The sequence below is a fragment of the Salipiger sp. 1_MG-2023 genome, assembly GCF_030547555.1.
Taxonomy (GTDB): Bacteria; Pseudomonadota; Alphaproteobacteria; order Rhodobacterales; family Rhodobacteraceae; genus Salipiger.
The window spans coordinates 1-21,265 of the sequence record NZ_JAUOQN010000021.1 but is presented as its reverse complement, the minus strand read 5'-3'; the positions used below and the strand labels follow the sequence as shown (position 1 = coordinate 21,265).

Genomic DNA, 21,265 nt, shown 5'->3' with positions numbered 1-21,265 from the left:
TCTAGACTTTGGTTCCACGTGGAACAGTTCGACAAACCTTGTTCGCGCCCCGTTCCAGAATCGCCGATAGCCTGCTAGGTGTTGTGGGATGAACACCCATGCCCCCAATATCCGGCCAACCATCCGACAGCTTGACGAGGCCGCGATCAACCGTATCGCGGCTGGCGAGGTGGTTGAACGGCCTGCGTCTGCGGTCAAGGAGCTGGTCGAAAACGCCGTCGACGCCGGGGCACGGCGCGTTGCGATTGAGATCGCCGATGGCGGCAAGACCCTGATCCGCGTCACCGATGACGGCTGCGGCATGACCGCTGACGACCTGCCGCTGGCCCTGTCGCGCCACGCCACGTCGAAGATCGACGGCAGCGACCTGCTCGACATTCACAGCTTTGGTTTCCGGGGCGAGGCGCTGCCCTCGCTGGGCGCTGTCGGGCGGTTGACCATCCAGAGCCGCGCCCAAGGCTCCGAGGGGGCCGAGATCGCCATCGCCGGCGGCAAGCCGGGGGGCATCCGGCCCTGCGCGCTGAATGGTGGCACCGTGGTGACGCTGCGCGATCTGTTCTACGCCACCCCGGCGCGGCTGAAGTTCCTGCGCAGCGACCGGGCCGAGATGCAGGCGATTTCCGAGGTCATCCGCCGGCTTGCCATGGCCGAACCGTCGGTTGGCTTCACCCTGCGCGATGTGTCCGAGGGCAAGGACCGGGTGACGTTCCGCGCCGACCCCTGCTCGGGCGATCTGTTCGACGCGTTGCGCGCCCGGATGACGCAGGTCATGGGGGCCGAATTCACCGACAATGCGCTGAGCATCGACGCCGAGCGCGACGGCTTTCACCTGACCGGCCTTGCGGCGCTGCCGACCTATTCGCGCGGCTCTTCGGTGGCGCAGCATCTGTTCGTCAATGGTCGGCCCGTGCAGGACAAGCTGCTCTACGGTGCGTTGCGCGGGGCTTATGCGGATTTTCTCAGCCGTGAGCGGCATCCGGCGGTGGCGCTGTTTGTTGATTGCGACCCGCATCTGGTCGACGTCAACGTCCACCCCGCCAAATCCGAGGTGCGCTTTCGCGAGCCGGGCGTGGTGCGCGGGCTGATCGTTTCGGGCCTGCGCCATGCGCTGGCCGAGGCCGGGCACCGCGCCTCGACCACCGTCGCGGGCGCAACGCTGGGCGCGATGCGGCCCGAACCACAAGCGCCGCGCGTCTATCAGATGGACCGCCCTTCGCAGGGCGCGCTGAGCAGCGCCTACCGCGCGCAGGCGCCGATGCCGGATGCGGGCTTTGCCGAATTCTCGCATGATTACTCGGGCCGCGTCGAAGAAACCCAGCCACAGCCGGATCAGACCCCCGAGGCGTTGCCGCTTGGCGCCGCCCGCGGGCAGGTACATGAGAATTACATCATCGCACAGACTGAAGACGGTATCGTCATCGTCGATCAGCACGCCGCGCATGAACGTCTGGTCTACGAGAAACTGAAAACTCAGATGGCCGAACGCGGTGTTCCGGCGCAGGCGCTGCTGATTCCCGATATCGTCGAATTTTCCGCCGACGATCTGGATCGCCTGATGGCGGTGGCCGAGGATCTGGCGCGTATGGGTCTGAGCATCGAGCCCTTTGGCGGCACCGCGATCTGCGTGCGCGAAACCCCGGCGATCCTTGGCGAGGTCAATTCCAAGGCGTTGCTGGGCGATATCCTCGACGAGCTGTCCGACTATGGCACCTCGCAGCTGGTTCAGGAAAAGATCGAGGCGATCCTGTCGCGGGTGGCCTGCCATGGCTCGATCCGCTCGGGCCGCCGGATGCGCGGCGAGGAAATGAACGCCCTGCTGCGCGAGATGGAGGCAACGCCCCATTCCGGCCAGTGCAATCACGGGCGGCCGACTTATGTCGAACTCAAGCTTTCCGATATCGAGCGGTTGTTCGGGCGCACATGATGGGCGATGCATCCACCTTGCTAAACGATCCGCGCCTGTTGGTGGGCGCGGTGCTGGCGGTGATCCTGCTGGCGATGGTGCTGTCGATCCGCGCCGCCAACCGCGCCGCGCGGCTGTCTGGCCCGCTGATGCAGCTGGCCCGCCGGGTCGAGGCGCTTGGCGAGGGGCAGGAGCGCCTTGCCGGTGGGCTTCATCACGTCACCGAGGCGCAGTTGCAGTCGCAGGGCGCGATGATGGAGCTGATGGAAAAGCGGCTGGCCGAGGTGCAGGGCCGCATGTCCGAAAGCCTGCATGGCAGTGCCCGGCGTACCGCACATTCGCTGGGCGAATTGCAGGAACGGCTCAAGATCATCGACAAGGCGCAGGACAAGATCTCGCGGCTGTCGGGCGACGTTCTATCCCTTCAGGACATCCTGTCGAACAAGCAGACGCGCGGCGCCTTCGGGGAAATCCAGCTTAACGATATCGTTGGCAAGGCGCTGCCGCCCGATGCCTTCACGCTTCAGGCGACGCTGGGCAACGGGCGGCGGGCCGATTGCCTGATCCATATGCCGCAGCCTCCGGGGCCGATCGTTATCGACGCGAAATTCCCGCTCGAGGCCTATGAGGCGCTGATGCGCGCCGATATGGGGGAGCAAAAGACCCGCGCCGCGCAGGCGTTCCGCCTGTCGGTGCGCAAGCATCTGCGCGACATCGCGTCCCGCTACATCGTCGAAGGCGAAACTGCCGATAGCGCCCTGATGTTCCTGCCCTCCGAAGCGGTCTACGCCGAATTGCACGCCAACCACCCCGAGGTGGTGCGCGAAGGCTTTGCCCTGCGGGTCTGGATCGTTTCGCCGACGACCTGCATGGCGGTGCTCAACACCCTGCGCGGGGTGCTCAAGGATGCCCGGATGCGCGAACAGGCCGGTGCGATTCGCCGCGAACTGGCGCTGCTGGCCAGCGACGTCGACCGGCTTGGCACGCGGGTCGGCAACCTTGACCGGCATTTCGGGCAGGCGGCGCGGGATGTGGCGGAAATTCGAATATCTGCGGAAAAGGCGGGGAACCGGGCGCGGCGGCTCGATGCGTTCGATTTTTCCGAAGGCGAAGAGGCAACGCGCGTCTTGCACCGCTGATCGCGATCACAGGCCTGTTCCCGTCACGGGATCTTTCACACCCGGCGATCAAGTTGTTTTGCCAGATGCGCTGCCGTGTCGTAACCTTGCGCAGGATCAAGGACGCTGGGCGCAACATCGGCTCAACCTGCTTGACCGGACTAAGGAGACGGGCACCATGGAACAGATCAGCGTCAGGAAGGTCGCCCATGTGATCCTGCTCGCCCGCGAGTTGGAGCGCGGCGAAGGAGAACTGCGCGGCGTCATCGAGAACATGACCGAAGAAGAGCAGGCCGCTCTGGTCGCCATCATGTGGATCGGGCGTGACGCCTTCGATGCCGCAGAATGGGACGAAGCCTACGAGACCGCCGTGTCCGAAGCCTCGACCCCGACAGCCAACTACCTGATCGGCACGCCGCACATGGCCGATCACCTAGAAGCAGGGCTAGAGGCGCTCGGCTACGATGCGCAGGACGAAGAAGACGAATTGCTGCGCAGAGGCGCCTGAGCCTGACGGTGACAGGCTGATACCGTTCATGCCGGGCTATCTCAACGCGCGTCCCTTGATGATGGCGTCCTCGCCAAAGCGGGCGCGAATGGCATCCGTCGCGCGCTCTGCTTCGGCGCGGCGCGCCGCGTTCGGGTCAAGCAGATCGCCGACCCGATCCGATTGATCCGCCGGAACCAGCTCGGAGATCCCGGCGCCGATCAGCCGGTAAGGGCCGCGTGGGCCGACCTGATCCAGCATGGCGCGCGCGGTGCGATAGATCCTGTCCGCCATCTGCGTGGCGTCGCCCAGCCCATGCCGCCGCGAGATCAGTTTGAAATCCGCCCGCTTCACCTTCAGCGTCACCACCCGGCCAGCCAGACCCTTGGCCTTGGCGCGGTCAGAGACCTTTTCGCACATGCGCCAAAGATGGCCATCAAGGATATCCGCATCGGCGGTATCTTCGTGAAAGGTGGTTTCGTTCGAGATCGACTTGATCGCCGCGTCTCGGGTCACGCGCCGCCGGTCGTCGCCGCGTGCAAGGTGCCAGAGCCGGTCGCCCATGCTGCCAAAGCGCACCGACAGATCCTGCCTGTCCCAGCGCAGCAGGTCTTCGAAACTGCGGATACCGGCGCGGTCGAGCGCCTCTTGCGTGGCCTGCCCGACGCCCCAGATCATCCGCACCGGCCTTGGCCGCAAAAACGCTTGCGTCTCGGCCTTGCCGATCACCGAGAACCCGTGCGGCTTGTCGAGATCCGAAGCGATCTTGGCGAGGAACTTGTTATGCGACAGCCCGATGGAGCCGGTGATGCCCAGTTCGGCCTTCATCCGCCGCACCAGCCTTGCCAGCACCACCGCGGGCGGCGCGCCATGCAGCCGGGCGGTGCCGCTCAGGTCAAGAAACGCCTCGTCCAGCGACAGCGGCTCGATGGCGGGGGTCAACTCTTCCATGAAGGCGCGGATCTGGCGCGAGACCTCGGCGTATAGCTGCATCCGCGGCTTCACGATCACCGCGTCGGGGCAAAGTTGCAGCGCTTTGAACATCGGCATCGCCGAGCGCACGCCCCGGATCCGCGCCACGTAGCAGGCGGTCGAAACCACGCCGCGCCGCCCGCCGCCGATGATCACCGGCTTGTCGGCCAGATCCGGGTTGTCGCGTTTTTCGATGCTGGCGTAAAACGCGTCGCAATCCATATGCGCAATCGACAGATCCCACAGCTCGTCATGGCTCACGAGTCGCGGGCGCCCGCAGGCGGGGCAGCGGGTGCCGTGATCGAAACAGGTCAGGCAGTCTCTGCAGAGCGTTGGCATGGGTGGAAATTCCGGATGGAATGCTTACCTTCCGAATATAGCGGATCAACGGAGGTTTCGCCACGACATGAGCTATGCCGGTGCCAAACTGATGCTGTTTCTTGGCGATGATCTGCTGGTGATCCGCCGCGACGACAAGGCGGGGATTCCCTGGCCGAACTGTCTCGATTTTCCCGGTGGCGGGCGTGAAGGCGCAGAGCGCCCCGAGGAATGCGCCCTGCGCGAAACCTTCGAGGAAACTGGCCTGACCCTGCCGGAAAGCGCGCTGGCATGGCGCCAGCAGCATGGTCCAAGCTGGTTTTTCGCGGCGCATCTGCCCCGTGATGCCGCGAGTCGTGTCGTGTTCGGCAATGAGGGGCGGGGCTGGGAGCTTATGGCCCCCGCGACCTACCTGTCGCGACAAGACGCCATACCGCATTTCCGCCAGATGCTGGAAAGCTATCTGGCGTCGCGTTAGGCGGCGTTCAGTCTGCGCAGCCACTCGATTGCGCCTGCCAGTGGAGTCCGGCCACGACTGTTGCGCAACGATGGTTCGGGCGCGCGGGGCATCACGCGCGAGCGCACCCGGCCTGGATCGGACCGCCCGATAAGCGCGTCAGATATGAGCTGCTTGCGCACATGCTCGGGCGATGCGTCGAGCGGGGCATCGCTGCTTGACGGAATGCGAATGCGGCCTTCGTCGGTGTGAAAGGTCACCAAGGCCTCGAACCGGGCTTCTGCCGCATTGTAAACCAGATTGCCGATGTGAGGATGACTGCTTGCCATCGTCCTGTCTCCTGCCTGTTACGTGACCAAAACACCGCGCCGGTGGAAAGGTTCCTGCGCGGCCTGTCCGGGGCCTTGACATCCGGGCATACTGTGATCGGTCCGTGAAGGAAGGTGATCATGAACACGAACGATATTCTGCTGGAGCTTTTGTCAGGTGGCACCATCGTGACGTTGCTGCTGGCCGGGCTGCTGATCCTGTGCGTCTTCCTTGGGGTTCGCATCGTTTCCCAGTCGGAAAAACATGTGGTCGAACGGTTTGGACGGCTGCGTGCGGTGCTGGGGCCGGGCATCAATTTCATCGTGCCGTTTCTCGACCGGGTGGCGCATAAGGTGTCGATCCTTGAACGGCAGCTGCCCACTGCAAGCCAGGATGCGATCACCGCGGATAACGTGCTTGTGCAGGTCGAGACCTCGGTCTTTTACCGCATTCTCGAGCCGGAAAAGACGGTTTATCGGATCCGCGATGTCGACGCGGCCATCGCCACAACGGTTGCGGGGATCGTTCGCGCCGAGATCGGCAAGATGGAGCTGGACGAGGTGCAATCGAACCGCGCCGCGCTGATTTCGACCATCAAGACCAGTGTCGAAGATCAGGTCGATGACTGGGGCATCGAAGTTACCCGGGCCGAGATTCTTGACGTAAACCTCGATCAGGCGACGCGGGACGCGATGTTGCAGCAGCTCAACGCCGAGCGTGCCCGCCGGGCGCAGGTGACCGAGGCCGAGGGCCAGAAACGCGCTGTAGAACTGTCGGCCGATGCAGAGCTATACGCCGCCGAACAGGTCGCCAAGGCGCGGCGCATTTCGGCGGAGGCCGAAGCCTATGCAACGCAGGTCGTGGCCGAGGCGATCTCGCGCAACGGGCTGGAAGCGGCGCAATATCAGGTTGCGCTCAAACAGGTCGAGGCGCTGGCGACGCTGGCCAAGGGCGAGGGGCGGCAGACCATCCTTGTGCCTGCGGATGCGCTAGAGGCGTTTCGCAACGCCTTCACCATGCTGAAGGGTCGCCCATGACGCTGTGGTGGGTCTGGATGGCCGCAGGGGCGGTGTTGCTGCTGCTTGAAATGGTGGTGCCGGGGTTCATCTTTCTCGGCTTTGCCATCGGAGCGGCGGCGGTCGGGCTGTGGTTGTTGATCGGCTACGCGGTGGGCTGGCCTTGGCTGGTGCTGTTCTTCGCGGTGGTCTCGCTGCTCGCTTGGGTGGCCCTGCGCCAGTTGGTGGGCGTGCGCAAGGGCCAGGTCAAGCTGTGGGATCACGACATCAACGAGGACTGATCAGCCCCGGTTCGGGCGCTGTGCCTGCGGCGATTGCAGCTCTGCCTGAATCGCCAGCGCGGCGTCGCGGGGCGAGGACGCGCGCCAGACCGGGCGGCCGACGACGATATGATCCGCCCCGGCGGCAATCGCGCTGGCCGGGGTCGCGATCCGCTTCTGGTCATCGCCGGCACTGCCTGCGGGGCGCACGCCGGGGGTGACGATCAGGCGACCTTCGGCTTGCGGCAGCGCGCGGATCAGCGCGGCTTCGTTCGGAGAGGCGATGACCCCGTCAGCCCCGGCCTCGAACGCCTTGGCGGCGCGTTCGACCACCAGATCTTTCACATCGCCCGCGCAGATCAGGCTGTCGTCAAGATCGGCGCGGTCGAGCGAGGTCAGGATGGTCACGGCGAGGATCTTCAGATCCTTGCCGGCGGCGCCTTCCTTGGCGGCGCGCACCACATGCGGATCGCCATGCACGGTCAGGAAATCGAGATCGAACTGGGCAAGCCCACGCACAGCGTTTTCGACGGTCTGCGCGATGTCGAACAGCTTCATGTCCAGAAAGATGCGCTTGCCGTGTTCCTGCTTGAGCTCGTTCGCAACCGCCAGGCCGCCGCCGGTCAGCATCCCGAGGCCGATCTTGTAAAACGACACGGCGTCGCCAATGCCGTCGGCCAGTTGCATCGCCTCAAGCGCGTTCGCGACGTCAAGCGCAACGATCAGGCGGTCTTCGGGGGCATTGGTCATCGGGCGCTCCTGTCTGGGATGGGATGCGCTTCCTTTGCGGCGATGACCCTTGGAGGTCAAGCGTTGTGCGGGGAATGCCGGAAGTTCGTGGCATGGAAAATCCGCCGTTGGCTCAAGGTTCGGACCGGATGGTCGACAAAAGCCCATCGTCGAAAGACAGCTCTTCGTCTCCGGCGCGGTATTCCGGCATGCGCATCACCTTTTCGATCGCCTGCGCGAGGATGCGGCGGCGCAGCGCGACCTTCCACGGCGAGATGCGGGGCGGGGCAAGCAGAGCAATCTCGATCCGGCCATTTGCAGAGATCAGCGAGACGGTGCCCGGCTTCATCCCTTCAGGCTCTGGCCCGTCAAAGCCGTCGAACGCGATTTCACGTATATGCATGGCGTCACTCTCCGCATCAGGCGCAGGCTCAGTCTGATCGTGAAATGGTAAATATCGCCCTACCATTCCCGTCAAATTTTGTGATCACGGATCTTGAACCGCGCAGGTGCTTCGCCCATCTTTCTTAGCGAGGCCCGATCCTGCCGTGTGCCGCCTTGCCGGGCGCGGCGACCCTGAAACGGGCGCTTGAACGAAGGAGAGACACGATGAACTTGGACAAGTTCACGGAGCGGTCGCGTGGGTTCATACAGGCTGCACAAACCATCGCCATGCGGGAAGGCCATCAGCGTCTTGCCCCCGAACATATCCTCAAGGCCCTGCTGGACGACGATCAGGGGCTTGCTGCCAACCTGATCACCCGGTCGGGCGGTGACGCGGCGCGCGTTGCGCAGGTGCTCGAAACCAGGCTGGCGAAATTTCCCAAAGTGTCGGGCGACGCCGGGCAGACTTATCTTGATTCCGCCACCGCCAAGGTGCTTGGCGAGGCCGAGAAGATTGCCCAGAAGGCGGGCGACAGTTTCGTGCCGGTGGAGCGCATCCTGACCGCGCTCGCCATCGAGAAATCCGGTGCAAAGGACGCGCTGGAGGCCGGGAAGGTCACCCCTCAGAAACTGAACGAGGCGATCAACGACCTGCGCAAGGGCCGCACCGCCGACAGTGCCAGCGCCGAAGATGGCTATGAAGCGCTGAAGAAATACGCCCGCGATCTGACCGAAGCCGCCGAACAGGGCAAGATCGACCCGATTATCGGGCGCGACGACGAGATCCGCCGCTCGATGCAGGTGCTCAGCCGGCGGACCAAGAACAACCCGGTCCTGATCGGCGAGCCCGGCGTGGGTAAAACCGCCATCGCCGAGGGGCTCGCGTTGCGCATCGTCAGCGGTGATGTGCCTGAATCGCTGCGCAACAAGCGTTTGCTGGCGCTTGATATGGGGTCGCTGATCGCGGGGGCGAAATATCGCGGCGAGTTCGAGGAGCGTCTGAAATCCATCCTCAAGGAAATCGAGGCCGCCTCCGGAGAGGTCATTCTGTTCATCGACGAGATGCACACGCTGGTTGGCGCGGGCAAGGCGGACGGGGCAATGGATGCCTCCAACCTGCTGAAACCGGCGCTGGCACGGGGCGAGCTGCATTGTGTCGGCGCGACCACGCTTGATGAATACCGCAAGCACGTTGAAAAAGACCCGGCGCTTGCCCGGCGGTTCCAGCCCATTGTGGTGCAGGAGCCGACGGTCGAAGACACCATCTCGATCCTGCGCGGCATCAAGGACAAATACGAGCTGCACCATGGTGTGCGGATTTCCGACAGCGCGCTGGTGGCGGCGGCGACCCTGTCGCACCGTTACATCACCGACCGGTTCCTGCCGGACAAGGCCATCGACCTGATGGACGAGGCCGCCTCGCGTCTGCGCATGGAGGTCGATAGTAAGCCCGAAGAGCTTGACCAGATCGACCGCCAAATCCTGCAGATGCAGATCGAGGTCGAGGCGCTGAAGCTCGAAGACGATCAGGCGTCGAAGGATCGTCTGGAAACGCTTGAACGCGAGCTGGCCGAGGTCGAGGAGCGCTCTGCCGAGATGACCGCGAAATGGCAGGCCGAGCGCGACAAGCTGGCCTCGTCCCGCGATCTGAAGGAACAGCTCGACAAGATGCGGGCCGAGCTTGAGATCGCCAAGCGCGAAGGCAACTTCGCGCGGGCGGGCGAGCTGCAATACAGCAAGATCCCCGAGACCGAGCGCAAGCTGGCCGAGGCGGAAACCGAAGGGGATGTTCTGGTCGAAGAAGCCGTGCGCCCCGAGCAGATCGCCGAGGTGGTCGAGCGCTGGACGGGCATTCCGACCAGCAAGATGCTGGAAGGCGACCGCGAGAAGCTGTTGCGCATGGAAGCCGCCCTGCACAAGCGGGTGGTCGGCCAGTCGCTGGCGGTGCGGGCAGTGGCCAATGCCGTGCGCCGGGCACGCGCCGGGCTCAACGACGAGAACCGCCCCTTGGGCAGCTTCCTGTTCCTCGGGCCGACCGGGGTCGGCAAGACCGAGCTGACCAAGGCGGTGGCCGAGTTCCTGTTCGACGATGACAACGCCATGGTGCGCATCGACATGTCGGAGTTCATGGAAAAGCACGCCGTGTCGCGGCTGATCGGCGCGCCTCCGGGCTATGTTGGTTATGACGAGGGCGGTGTGCTGACCGAAGCCGTGCGGCGCAGACCCTATCAGGTGGTACTGTTCGACGAGGTCGAAAAGGCCCATCCGGACGTCTTCAACGTCTTGCTTCAGGTGCTCGATGATGGCGTGCTGACCGATGGTCAGGGCCGCACCGTGGATTTCAAGCAGACGCTGATCATCCTGACGTCGAACCTTGGATCGCAGGCACTGAGCCAGCTTCCCGAAGAGGCCGACAGTTCGGTTGCAAAGCACGATGTGATGGATGCGGTGCGGGCGCATTTCCGGCCCGAATTCCTCAACCGGCTCGACGAGACGATCATCTTCGACCGTCTCAAGCGGCAGGATATGGGCGGTATCGTCGACATTCAGCTGGCCCGCCTGCTGAAACGTCTGGCGGCGCGCAAGGTCACGCTGTCCCTCGACGAGGGCGCCAAGGCATGGCTTGCCGGCGAGGGCTATGATCCGGTGTTCGGGGCGCGCCCGCTCAAGCGGGTGATCCAGCGGGCGCTTCAGGACCCGCTGGCCGAGATGCTGCTGGGCGGCGACATCCGCGATGGTGACACCATACCGGTAACCGCCGGGACCGAGGGCTTGATCATCGGCGAAAAGCTTGGTGCCAGCAATCGGCCCAGACCGGATGACGCGGTCGTTCACTGATCGCCACTGCAAGACGCTGAGCGCCCGGCCCTCTCACAGGGGGCCGGGCGTTTCGCATGTTCTCCCGGCTTGCCTCGAGGCCACCAGCGCCGCCGCTGCGCCCATCACAGGCAGGCAAACGGCCCGAAGGTCATTCTCTCTTCCTGCCCGCTTCTGCGAAGCTTGCCGTTCGCGGCAAGGGCGGTCACTGTCACACCCATCCCTTACGGTGGGCGACGTGCCCGGTCCGAAGGATGTGAATGAAAATTTGAGGAGGTGACCCATGGGCGCTGCGATGTATGCTTTGAATGTGCTGGCCCTGCTGTTCGTGGCATTGATCGGACTCGCGGTGCTTGTCGCCGTGGTGTTTTACATCGTCGACACGCTTCAGTCGGGGGATGCAATCCGGCGCAACTATCCGGTGATCGGGCGCTTTCGCGGTCTCTTCACCAAGATGGGCGAGTTCTTCCGGCAGTATTTCTTTGCGATGGACCGCGAAGAGATGCCGTTCAACCGGGCGCAGCGCGACTGGGTCTATCACGCCACCAAGGGCAAGGATAACACCGTTGCCTTCGGCTCGACCCGCAACCTGAACATCCCCGGCACGCCGATCTTTGCCAACGCGGTGTTTCCGCCGATCGACGATCAGTTTGCCATGACCGAACCGATGATCATCGGCCCGCACGCGCGCGAACCCTATCTGGCGAAGTCGATCTTCAACATCTCGGGGATGAGCTATGGTGCGATCTCGAAACCTGCGGTTCAGGCGCTGAGCCGGGGCGCGTATGAAGCGGGCATCTGGCTCAACACCGGCGAGGGTGGCCTTGCGCCCTACCATGAGACCGCAGCTTGCGATCTGGTGTTCCAGATCGGCACCGCGAAATTCGGCCTGCGCGATGAGCATGGCGCCATATCCGACGACAAGCTGCGCGAGGTGTCGAAGAACCCCAACATCAAGATGTTCGAGCTGAAGCTGGCGCAGGGGGCCAAGCCCGGCAAGGGCGGCATCCTTCCGGGCGAGAAGGTCAATGAAGAGGTGGCGCAGATTCGGGGCCTCAAGGTCGGGCAGGCGGGGATTTCCCCCAACCGTCACCCCGAGATCGACGATTTCGACGATCTGCTCGACATGATTCACCACATCCGCGAGGTTTCGGGCAAGCCGGTGGGCTTCAAGACGGTGATCGGCTCGTCCGATGCGTGGGAAGAGCTGTTCCGCAAGATCGTAGAACGTGGCCCCGAAAGCGCCCCCGATTTCATCGCCATCGACGGCGGCGAAGGCGGCACCGGCGCGGCCCCCATGCCGCTGATCGACCTTGTCGGCATGCCGATCCGGGAATCGCTGCCCCGCATTGTCGATCTGCGCGATCGCTACGGGCTCAAGGATCGCATCCGCATCATCGCCTCTGCGAAGCTGGTGAACCCGGCGGATGTGGCCTGGGCAATCTGCCTTGGCGCGGATTTCGTGACTTCGGCGCGGGGCTTCATGTTCTCGATGGGCTGCATTCAGGCGCTGAAATGCAACCGCAACACCTGTCCGACCGGCATCACCACCCATGACCCGCGCCTGCAAAAGGGACTGGTGGTCGAAGACAAGTACCTCAAGGTCGCCAATTACGCGCGCGCGGTGATCAAGGAGGTCGAGACCATCGCCCATTCGGTCGGCGTGTCCGAACCGCGCCAGATGCGGCGCCGTCATGTGCGGATTGTTCAGGCAGACGGCAGCTCGATCCCGTTCAACAAGATCCGCCCAAGCTATCAGCCTGCCCCCGAGAACACCGCTTTGTGAGCGCCCTGTGCTTTGCTTGGTGAAACAAAATAACCCACGCTCCCGTATATGACAGGGAATGGATAACGGACGGAAGACATCATGGCGCATCGCTGGACCAACACTCTGACACGGAATGACGTCACCGAAGAGCGGCTCTGGCTGAACCGGCGCCAGATCATGGCCGGGCTTGGCGGCATGGCCGTTGCAGGGCTTGCGGGCCGCGCAGGCGCCGCCGAGGGGCTGGAGCCGAACAGCTACGAAGAGATCACCAGCTACAACAATTACTATGAATTCGGCACCGGCAAGGATGACCCCGCGCGTTACGCCGGGGATCTGACGATCTCGCCATGGTCGGTGAAGATCGACGGCATGGTGGACAAGCCCGGCGAGTATGGCTTTGATGACATCCTGTCGAAGATGACTCTCGAAGAACGCATCTACCGTTTCCGCTGTGTCGAGGCATGGTCGATGGTGGTGCCGTGGACAGGGTTCGAACTGGCAGACCTGCTGACTATGGCGGGGGTGAAATCCGGTGCGAAATACGTCGCCTTCGAAACCGTGCTGCGCCCGGACGAGATGCCGGGGGTGCGTTATAACGTGCTCGACTGGCCCTATGTCGAAGGTCTGCGGCTGGACGAGGCGATGCACCCGCTGACCATCATGGCGACGGGCATCTATGGCCGCGACATTCCCCGCCAGAACGGCGCACCGCTGCGGCTCGTGGTGCCGTGGAAATATGGCTACAAGTCGATCAAGTCCATCGTGCGGATCACACTGACCGACACGCAGCCGCCGACCTCGTGGAACAAGGCCAACCCCAACGAGTACGGTTTTTACTCCAACGTCAATCCGCAGGTCGATCATCCGCGCTGGTCACAGGCCACCGAGCGCGGCATCGGCGGGGGCCTGTTTGCCAAGCGCAAGGACACACTGATGTTCAACGGCTATGACGAGGTTGCCTCGTTGTACGAAGGTATGGACCTGACGGTGAATCACTGATGATTGCCGACCGGATCAACGCGGCCACGCGACGCATTCCGGCGTGGCCGTTGTATGTGATTTCGGTGCTGCCGCCGGCGTGGTTCCTGTATCAGGGGCTGACCGGCGGTCTTGGGGTCGAACCCATCAGTGCGCTGGAACACGAGCTGGGGCAATTGGCGCTGAAGATGCTGATCGCTGGGTTGTGCATCACGCCGTTGCGCCGCTTTGCCGGGGTGAACCTGATGCGCTATCGTCGCGCCATCGGGCTGATCGCCTTCTTTTACGTCGTGCTGCATCTTTTGGTCTGGCTGGTGCTGGATGTCGGGATCGCGTCGCAAATCTGGGCCGATATCCTGAAACGCCCCTATATCACTGTGGGCATGGGCGCGTTTGCGCTGCTGTTTCCGCTGGCGGTCACGTCGAACAACCTGTCGATCCGCAAGTTGGGGGGCAAGAGGTGGCACAAGCTGCATCGCCTTGCCTATGGGGCGGCGCTTCTTGGGGCGCTGCACTTTGTCATGCTGGTGAAAGGCTTTCAGATCGAGCCTTTGATCTACATGGGGATCATCGTGGTGCTTTTGGGACTGCGACTGCCCCTTCAACGCGTGCCGTTCCTGCGCGCATCGGGATAGGAGACATCATGTTCAAGCAAGCTCTGGTCGCGCTGACCCTGCTTTCGACAGCCGCCACCGCAGAGGTCGTGTCGGTGCCGACTGAAAAATCGGTGCCCGAGGCAACCGAGGCCCTGGTCACCGCAATCGAAAACGCGGGCGCCACGGTGTTCGCGCGTGTCGATCACGGGGCAGGGGCCCAGAAGATAGGTGAAGATATCGGAGCGTCGCAGTTGGTGATCTTTGGCAACCCCAAGGTCGGAACGCCCGCGATGCTGGCGGATCGGACCCTTGGTCTGGCGCTGCCACTGCATGTTCTGGTCTACGAGGACAGCGAGGGCGCGGTCCACCTGTCTTATGAGGCACCGGCCGCGCGGCTGGCGGATCTGTCGGGCACGGCTTTGCCCGAGGCCGTGACGAATCCCATGGCAGGCGCCCTGAACAAACTGACCAGCGTCGCCGCGGAATAGGGCTGCCCCGATCCGGACGACCAGAAAAGGGCGATTGCCGATGGTCTCGCCCTTTTAGAGTCGGGCGTGTCTGTGGATAACCCTGTGCAGACCGCTGAGATGTGCCGGATCGGTCGGTTTGTTGAGCGGGGGGGCGCGGGTGAGTGCAGGTTTTTGAGCTAAAGTAATGAAATTATATCAATCAGATAGAGTCTGAATTCGGGAAAAGATGCCGAATTCCGAAATTTCTGCTTGCGGGTATGTTGGTGTAACCGTAAAAGCCCCTTCACCGGCGGCGCTGAGGCGCAGGTCGGGGCGCTGGACGAGGCGGACGGGACGAGGTGGCGGAGCTGCTGAGGTCTGGACGGTTTGGACGGCGGAACGGACTATCGAGAGGTATTGACGGGCGGCGCGCCTTGAGAAGGGCGCACGGTCTGGTTTTTGTCTCTCACGCTCTTTGACATTGATGGTATCTGAAGAGATATGCGGGCGACTTTGGTTCATTCGATGGATCAGTCTTCTGTATATCGCGCTCTTAGGAGAGTTTGGTCGGGCCCTTGTGGTCTGGTTGGGTGATCCGATGATGGAGTGTCAGCTTCACTGTTTGTACGGCTTTCGGTTTCTGATGAAACCTGAAGCACAGACAAACAGAAGAAATGTTCGACAGGAATTCCTTAGCCGGGTCCTGTTGAAGATGTGCAGAGGTTCGAACGTCAAGGATAAGTTCTTCGGAACTTTTCAACTTGAGAGTTTGATCCTGGCTCAGAACGAACGCTGGCGGCAGGCCTAACACATGCAAGTCGAGCGCACCTTCGGGTGAGCGGCGGACGGGTGAGTAACGCGTGGGAATATGCCCTTCTGTACGGAATAGCCTCGGGAAACTGAGAGTAATACCGTATACGCCCTTTGGGGGAAAGATTTATCGCAGAAGGATTAGCCCGCGTTGGATTAGGTAGTTGGTGGGGTAAAGGCCTACCAAGCCTACGATCCATAGCTGGTTTGAGAGGATGATCAGCCACACTGGGACTGAGACACGGCCCAGACTCCTACGGGAGGCAGCAGTGGGGAATCTTAGACAATGGGCGCAAGCCTGATCTAGCCATGCCGCGTGAGTGATGAAGGCCTTAGGGTCGTAAAGCTCTTTCGCTGGGGAAGATAATGACTGTACCCAGTAAAGAAACCCCGGCTAACTCCGTGCCAGCAGCCGCGGTAATACGGAGGGGGTTAGCGTTGTTCGGAATTACTGGGCGTAAAGCGCGCGTAGGCGGATTGGAAAGTTGGGGGTGAAATCCCGGGGCTCAACCTCGGAACTGCCTTCAAAACTCCCAGTCTTGAGTTCGAGAGAGGTGAGTGGAACTCCGAGTGTAGAGGTGAAATTCGTAGATATTCGGAAGAACACCAGTGGCGAAGGCGGCTCACTGGCTCGATACTGACGCTGAGGTGCGAAAGTGTGGGGAGCAAACAGGATTAGATACCCTGGTAGTCCACACCGTAAACGATGAATGCCAGACGTCAGCAAGCATGCTTGTTGGTGTCACACCTAACGGATTAAGCATTCCGCCTGGGGAGTACGGTCGCAAGATTAAAACTCAAAGGAATTGACGGGGGCCCGCACAAGCGGTGGAGCATGTGGTTTAATTCGAAGCAACGCGCAGAACCTTACCAACCCTTGACATCCTCGGACCGCTGGAGAGATCCAGCTTTCTCGTAAGAGACCGAGTGACAGGTGCTGCATGGCTGTCGTCAGCTCGTGTCGTGAGATGTTCGGTTAAGTCCGGCAACGAGCGCAACCCACATCCTTAGTTGCCAGCAGTTCGGCTGGGCACTCTAGGGAAACTGCCCGTGATAAGCGGGAGGAAGGTGTGGATGACGTCAAGTCCTCATGGCCCTTACGGGTTGGGCTACACACGTGCTACAATGGCATCAACAATGGGTTAATCCCTAAAAGATGTCTCAGTTCGGATTGGGGTCTGCAACTCGACCCCATGAAGTCGGAATCGCTAGTAATCGCGTAACAGCATGACGCGGTGAATACGTTCCCGGGCCTTGTACACACCGCCCGTCACACCATGGGAGTTGGGTTTACCCGAAGGCCGTGCGCCAACCAGCAATGGGGGCAGCGGACCACGGTGAGCTCAGCGACTGGGGTGAAGTCGTAACAAGGTAGCCGTAGGGGAACCTGCGGCTGGATCACCTCCTTTCTAAGGATGATTGTAGCTGGATGGCTTGCCATTCACGTCAATCACTTAGCATGGCAGCAATCAAAGCTGCCAAAAAACGAACCGGGGTCGTCCTCATATCTCTTCAGAACACGAAACGGGCTGCCGCTCGTTAACTTGGGTCGGTAGCTCAGGTGGTTAGAGCGCACGCCTGATAAGCGTGAGGTCGGAGGTTCAAGTCCTCCTCGACCCACCAACCCCCCTTTGGGGCGCTGGTGATCGCCTTCAGGCAGCCTGGATCAGACAGCACCCAGAATGGCAGCGGGTGACGCTCCCGGGACATTGCGGTTGCAATGCCCTGCCGCGCACTCCCATTTTGCGGAGCAAAATGGGGCCTTAGCTCAGCTGGGAGAGCGCCTGATTTGCATTCAGGAGGTCAGGAGTTCGATCCTCCTAGGCTCCACCACTTCATCGCCGCAAGGAGATGGCTGTCTTCGTGTACCGGACATGGCTTCGATTAGATCGATAAGCACTATCAAGTGTTTATCCGTCCAATCGGACGCATTGACATCGTATAGAGAGAAACAAATCAACATTGCTTGGTTCCCCGAAGTAGCGGGCGAACCTCTGCAGGTCTCCCATGTGGAGAGGTGGCGCTCCGGTCTAGCCGGCTGGAAAGTCATATCCCTGCTGAAACGAGCAATCGTTGTCCAAGTAAAGTACACTAACCGGTCATTCAGTTCGCACGGATTGAATGACAATGTCCGCGCTCAGGCGTGGACGGGAAAGTATGCTTTCGATCCAGTATAGGCGCCAGCGGTCGAACCAGACGCTGGCACGACAGGTTCGAACCTGTCTCTTACTGGATCGGATCAAGCGCGAGAAGGGCGTTTGGTGAATGCCTTGGCAGCAAGAGGCGATGAAGGACGTGATACTCTGCGATAAGTCCTGGGGAGCTGAGAATAAGCTTTGATCCAGGAATTTCCGAATGGGGCAACCCACCTGAAAACTCGTTGTAATTACCATCGTCGAACATCGTTCGACGGAGGTGGCTTACAGCGGGTTTAAACAGGTACTTCTTACCTGAATACATAGGGTTTGAAGAGCAAACCCGGGGAACTGAAACATCTAAGTACCCGGAGGAAAGGAAATCAATATGATACTCCCCTAGTAGCGGCGAGCGAACGGGGACCAGCCGAGCCTTGAGAGTGAATAGAATGGTCTGGAATGGCCAACCATAGTGGGTGACAGTCCCGTATATGAAGCTTGATAGGACGTATTAAGTAGGGCGGGACACGTGAAATCCTGTCTGAAGATCGGGGGACCACCCTCGAAGGCTAAGTACTCCTTGCTGACCGATAGTGAACCAGTACCGTGAGGGAAAGGTGAAAAGCACCCCGACGAGGGGAGTGAAACAGTACCTGAAACCGAACGCCTACAATCAGTCGGAGGATCTTTACGATCTGACGGCGTACCTTTTGTATAATGGGTCATCGACTTGGTCTATCTAGCAAGCTTAAGCCGTTAGGTGTAGGCGCAGCGAAAGCGAGTCTTAATAGGGCGTTGAGTTAGATGGATCAGACCCGAAACCGAGTGATCTAGGCATGACCAGGATGAAGGTAAGGTAACACTTACTGGAGGTCCGAACCCACACCTGTTGAAAAAGGTCGGGATGAGTTGTGCCTAGGGGTGAAAGGCCAATCAAACTCGGAGATAGCTGGTTCTCCGCGAAATCTATTTAGGTAGAGCGTCATCCGAATACCCCGGGGGGTAGAGCACTGGATGGGTAATGGGGCCCCACAGGCTTACTGATCCTAACCAAACTCCGAATACCCGGGAGTACTAGATGGCAGACACACGGCGGATGCTAACGTCCGTCGTGAAGAGGGAAACAACCCTGACCTACAGCTAAGGCCCCTAATTCATGGCTAAGTGGGAAAGCAGGTGGGACGACCAAAACAACCAGGAGGTTGGCTTAGAAGCAGCCATCCTTTAAAGATAGCGTAACAGCTCACTGGTCTAATTAAGTTGTCCTGCGGCGAAGATGTAACGGGGCTCAAGCCATGAGCCGAAGCTTAGGATGCCGTAAGGCATGGTAGCGGAGCGTAGTGTGACATAGACCTCATCCGTATTTGCATCTTTCGGGATGTAATGACGGATCGAGGTTTTTCTGTGAAGCCGGCCTGTGAGGGATCCGGTGGAGAGATCACTAGCGAGAATGATGACATGAGTAGCGACAAAGAGTGTGAGAGACACTCTCGCCGAAAGTCCAAGGGTTCCTGCTTAAAGCTAATCTGAGCAGGGTAAGCCGGCCCCTAAGGCGAGGCCGAAAGGCGTAGTCGATGGGAACCAGGTTAATATTCCTGGGCCATGTGGTGGTGACGGATCTGAAACGTTGTTCTTCCTTATCGGATTGGAAGGGCAGCCAACGGGTTCCTGGAAATAGCCCCACTTTAGGACCGTACCCTAAACCGACACAGGTGGACTGGTAGAGCATACCAAGGCGCTTGAGAGAACGATGTTGAAGGAACTCGGCAAAATACCTCCGTAAGTTCGCGAGAAGGAGGCCCGGTTCCTAGGCAACTAGGGGCTGGGGGCACAAACCAGGGGGTGGCGACTGTTTACTAAAAACACAGGGCTCTGCGAAGTCGCAAGACGACGTATAGGGTCTGACGCCTGCCCGGTGCCTGAAGGTTAAAAGGAGGGGTGAGAGCTCTGAATTGAAGCCCAGGTAAACGGCGGCCGTAACTATAACGGTCCTAAGGTAGCGAAATTCCTTGTCGGGTAAGTTCCGACCTGCACGAATGGCGTAACGACTTCCCCGCTGTCTCCAACATCGACTCAGCGAAATTGAATTGCCTGTCAAGATGCAGGCTTCCCGCGGTTAGACGGAAAGACCCCGTGCACCTTTACTACAGCTTCGCACTGGCATCAGGATTGTGATGTGCAGGATAGGTGGTAGGCTTTGAAGCAGGAACGCCAGTTCTTGTGGAGCCAACAGATGAGATACCACCCTTCGCACTCTTGATGTCTAACCGCGGTCCGTTATCCGGATCCGGGACCCTGCGTGGCGGGTAGTTTGACTGGGGCGGTCGCCTCCTAAAGCGTAACGGAGGCGCGCGAAGGTTGGCTCAGAGCGGTCGGAAATCGCTCGTTGAGTGCAATGGCAAAAGCCAGCCTGACTGCAAGACTGACAAGTCGAGCAGAGACGAAAGTCGGCCATAGTGATCCGGTGGTCCCAAGTGGGAGGGCCATCGCTCAACGGATAAAAGGTACGCCGGGGATAACAGGCTGATACTGCCCAAGAGTCCATATCGACGGCAGTGTTTGGCACCTCGATGTCGGCTCATCTCATCCTGGGGCTGGAGCAGGTCCCAAGGGTATGGCTGTTCGCCATTTAAAGAGGTACGTGAGCTGGGTTTAGAACGTCGTGAGACAGTTCGGTCCCTATCTGCCGTGGGTGTAGGATACTTGAGAGGAGTTGCCCCTAGTACGAGAGGACCGGGGTGAACGATCCACTGGTGGACCAGTTGTCATGCCAATGGCAGTGCTGGGTAGCTATGATCGGACAGGATAACCGCTGAAGGCATCTAAGCGGGAAGCCCCCCTCAAAACAAGGTATCCCTGAGGGCCGTGGTAGACCACCACGTCGATAGGCCGGAGATGTAAGTGCAGCAATGCATTCAGTTGACCGGTACTAATGGCCCGATAGGCTTGATCCGATCCAGTAAAAGACAGGTTCTTTTACTCGATCCGGAAGCATACACACCAAATAGAGTACTCTTCGGACAACAATGTTGATTTGCACATGACGCACCAGGATTGGATGGGTGTGGGGCCCGCGTTGTCGGCTATGCCGAAACGCTACACCCCACCTGCCGCGCCTGCGGCGCGTCATTGTGGTTCTTTCTCGGTTTGGTGGTCACAGCGCGAGCAAAACACCCGGTCCCATTCCGAACCCGGCCGTTAAGTGCCGTTGCGCCGATGGTACTGCGTCTCAAGACGTGGGAGAGTAGGTCACCGCCAAACCTAGTAAGAACCACACTTCTCTCTAAACGATCTCAGCGACAATACGCTGCATCAAAAATCATGTAGCATAAGCGTCGCGGGATGGAGCAGCCCGGTAGCTCGTCAGGCTCATAACCTGAAGGTCGTAGGTTCAAATCCTACTCCCGCAACCAACATTTCCAGAAAAAACCTGTGCAATACACGCGGGTTTTGTCGGTTGTGGAAAACTCATCGCCAAAATCCCCGCAAGTTCGCTAATCAGCTCAAGACGATGGCCTTGGTCCGCCTGGGCGTCTGGGCGCCTGGGATCAAGTGACCTGCCACTGACCTTTCATCCAGCCGCGATTTGAGCCCGGTTGGTGTTTACGCCAATCGGCGCGGGTTGAGCAATCGCCCGACGCGCGGAGCTTTCATCTCGCGCGGCGGGGTGGGCGATTGCGGTGGTGAGGTGTTCGGCGAATTCCTTTGGTGTCTCATAGCCAAGCGCCGAATGCGGGCGTGTTTCGTTGAAGTCGGCGG

General features: G+C 60.7%; 15 protein-coding genes, 3 tRNA genes, 3 rRNA genes and 1 pseudogene. 17 read left to right on the top strand and 5 right to left on the bottom strand.

Annotation, left to right across the window (positions count from 1 at the left end; translation table 11 throughout):
- Nucleotides 1-88: 88 nt before the first annotated feature.
- The 3 genes from mutL (at nucleotide 89) to Q4543_RS11845 (ending at nucleotide 3,529) form a co-directional block, all read left to right on the top strand.
- Nucleotides 89-1,924 carry a DNA mismatch repair endonuclease MutL gene (mutL, locus tag Q4543_RS11855; RefSeq protein WP_303438537.1) on the top strand — a complete coding sequence of 612 codons (1,836 nt, stop codon included), beginning with the start codon at nucleotides 89-91 and terminating at the stop codon, nucleotides 1,922-1,924.
- On the top strand, nucleotides 1,924-3,042 hold the full coding sequence (locus tag Q4543_RS11850) for a DNA recombination protein RmuC (protein WP_303438535.1): 1,119 nt from the start codon (nucleotides 1,924-1,926) through the stop codon (nucleotides 3,040-3,042). The genes mutL and Q4543_RS11850 overlap by 1 nt, the downstream gene beginning before the upstream one ends.
- 157 nt (nucleotides 3,043-3,199) lie before the next feature.
- A complete protein-coding gene (locus Q4543_RS11845) occupies nucleotides 3,200-3,529 on the top strand; it encodes a DUF3775 domain-containing protein (RefSeq protein ID WP_216002149.1) in 330 nt (109 codons plus the stop codon).
- 36 nt (nucleotides 3,530-3,565) lie between these two features.
- Here Q4543_RS11845 and Q4543_RS11840 read toward each other — a convergent pair whose 3' ends face one another.
- Entirely contained in the window at nucleotides 3,566-4,819 is a 1,254-nt protein-coding gene (locus tag Q4543_RS11840) for a DNA polymerase IV (RefSeq protein ID WP_303438532.1), read from the bottom strand.
- A 67-nt stretch (nucleotides 4,820-4,886) separates the two neighbouring features.
- Here Q4543_RS11840 and Q4543_RS11835 point away from each other — a divergent pair, with 67 nt between their 5' ends.
- Nucleotides 4,887-5,276 (top strand): NUDIX hydrolase, encoded by a 390-nt coding sequence (locus Q4543_RS11835; RefSeq protein WP_216002151.1) that lies wholly within the window; start codon nucleotides 4,887-4,889, stop codon nucleotides 5,274-5,276.
- On the opposite strand, the gene Q4543_RS11830 is transcribed toward Q4543_RS11835, so the two are convergent.
- The gene (locus tag Q4543_RS11830; RefSeq protein WP_303438529.1) at nucleotides 5,273-5,584 is read right to left on the bottom strand and encodes a hypothetical protein; all 312 of its coding nucleotides are present in this window, start codon (nucleotides 5,582-5,584) and stop codon (nucleotides 5,273-5,275) included. The two genes, Q4543_RS11835 and Q4543_RS11830, sit on opposite strands and share 4 nt — an antisense overlap.
- A gap of 120 nt (nucleotides 5,585-5,704) precedes the next feature.
- Here Q4543_RS11830 and Q4543_RS11825 point away from each other — a divergent pair, with 120 nt between their 5' ends.
- Nucleotides 5,705-6,601, top strand: a complete 897-nt coding sequence (locus Q4543_RS11825) for an SPFH domain-containing protein (protein ID WP_216002153.1) — start codon at nucleotides 5,705-5,707, stop codon at nucleotides 6,599-6,601.
- The gene (locus tag Q4543_RS11820; protein WP_303438526.1) at nucleotides 6,598-6,861 is read left to right on the top strand and encodes an NfeD family protein; all 264 of its coding nucleotides are present in this window, start codon (nucleotides 6,598-6,600) and stop codon (nucleotides 6,859-6,861) included. The genes Q4543_RS11825 and Q4543_RS11820 overlap by 4 nt, the downstream gene beginning before the upstream one ends.
- On the opposite strand, the gene pyrF is transcribed toward Q4543_RS11820, so the two are convergent.
- Together pyrF and Q4543_RS11810 are read right to left on the bottom strand one after the other, a co-directional pair.
- Nucleotides 6,862-7,590, bottom strand: a complete 729-nt coding sequence (gene pyrF, locus Q4543_RS11815) for an orotidine-5'-phosphate decarboxylase (protein WP_303438524.1) — start codon at nucleotides 7,588-7,590, stop codon at nucleotides 6,862-6,864. It abuts the gene before it with no gap.
- A 112-nt stretch (nucleotides 7,591-7,702) separates the two neighbouring features.
- Complete coding sequence (locus Q4543_RS11810) at nucleotides 7,703-7,972, bottom strand: hypothetical protein (protein ID WP_216002156.1); 270 nt, start codon at nucleotides 7,970-7,972, stop codon at nucleotides 7,703-7,705.
- Between the two features lie 206 nt (nucleotides 7,973-8,178).
- Between Q4543_RS11810 and clpB the strand changes: the two genes are divergently transcribed.
- The 11 genes from clpB (at nucleotide 8,179) to Q4543_RS11755 (ending at nucleotide 20,919) form a co-directional block, all read left to right on the top strand.
- Entirely contained in the window at nucleotides 8,179-10,791 is a 2,613-nt protein-coding gene (clpB, locus tag Q4543_RS11805) for an ATP-dependent chaperone ClpB (RefSeq protein WP_303438520.1), read from the top strand.
- Nucleotides 10,792-11,053: 262 nt separating this feature from the next.
- Entirely contained in the window at nucleotides 11,054-12,556 is a 1,503-nt protein-coding gene (locus tag Q4543_RS11800; protein WP_303438518.1) for an FMN-binding glutamate synthase family protein, read from the top strand.
- Nucleotides 12,557-12,637: 81 nt separating this feature from the next.
- Complete coding sequence (gene msrP, locus Q4543_RS11795; protein ID WP_216002159.1) at nucleotides 12,638-13,537, top strand: protein-methionine-sulfoxide reductase catalytic subunit MsrP; 900 nt, start codon at nucleotides 12,638-12,640, stop codon at nucleotides 13,535-13,537.
- Entirely contained in the window at nucleotides 13,537-14,151 is a 615-nt protein-coding gene (msrQ, locus tag Q4543_RS11790) for a protein-methionine-sulfoxide reductase heme-binding subunit MsrQ (RefSeq protein WP_303438515.1), read from the top strand. The genes msrP and msrQ overlap by 1 nt, the downstream gene beginning before the upstream one ends.
- A gap of 8 nt (nucleotides 14,152-14,159) precedes the next feature.
- Nucleotides 14,160-14,600: a DUF302 domain-containing protein gene (locus Q4543_RS11785; RefSeq protein WP_303438513.1), complete on the top strand. Its 441-nt coding sequence runs from the start codon at nucleotides 14,160-14,162 to the stop codon at nucleotides 14,598-14,600.
- A 718-nt stretch (nucleotides 14,601-15,318) separates the two neighbouring features.
- Nucleotides 15,319-16,780, top strand: a 16S ribosomal RNA gene (locus Q4543_RS11780).
- A gap of 137 nt (nucleotides 16,781-16,917) precedes the next feature.
- Nucleotides 16,918-16,994, top strand: a tRNA-Ile gene (locus Q4543_RS11775).
- 134 nt (nucleotides 16,995-17,128) lie between these two features.
- A tRNA-Ala gene (locus tag Q4543_RS11770) sits at nucleotides 17,129-17,204 on the top strand.
- Nucleotides 17,205-17,608: 404 nt separating this feature from the next.
- Nucleotides 17,609-20,460 (top strand): 23S ribosomal RNA (locus Q4543_RS11765).
- Between the two features lie 192 nt (nucleotides 20,461-20,652).
- Nucleotides 20,653-20,767, top strand: a 5S ribosomal RNA gene (gene rrf / locus Q4543_RS11760).
- The 16S, 23S and 5S rRNA genes sit together here with 3 tRNA genes alongside, the layout of an rRNA operon.
- 75 nt (nucleotides 20,768-20,842) lie before the next feature.
- Nucleotides 20,843-20,919, top strand: a tRNA-Met gene (locus Q4543_RS11755).
- Nucleotides 20,920-21,077: 158 nt separating this feature from the next.
- Here the strand turns inward: Q4543_RS11755 and Q4543_RS11750 are convergent.
- Nucleotides 21,078-21,265 (bottom strand): annotated as a pseudogene (locus tag Q4543_RS11750) (IS3 family transposase); the annotation flags it as partial.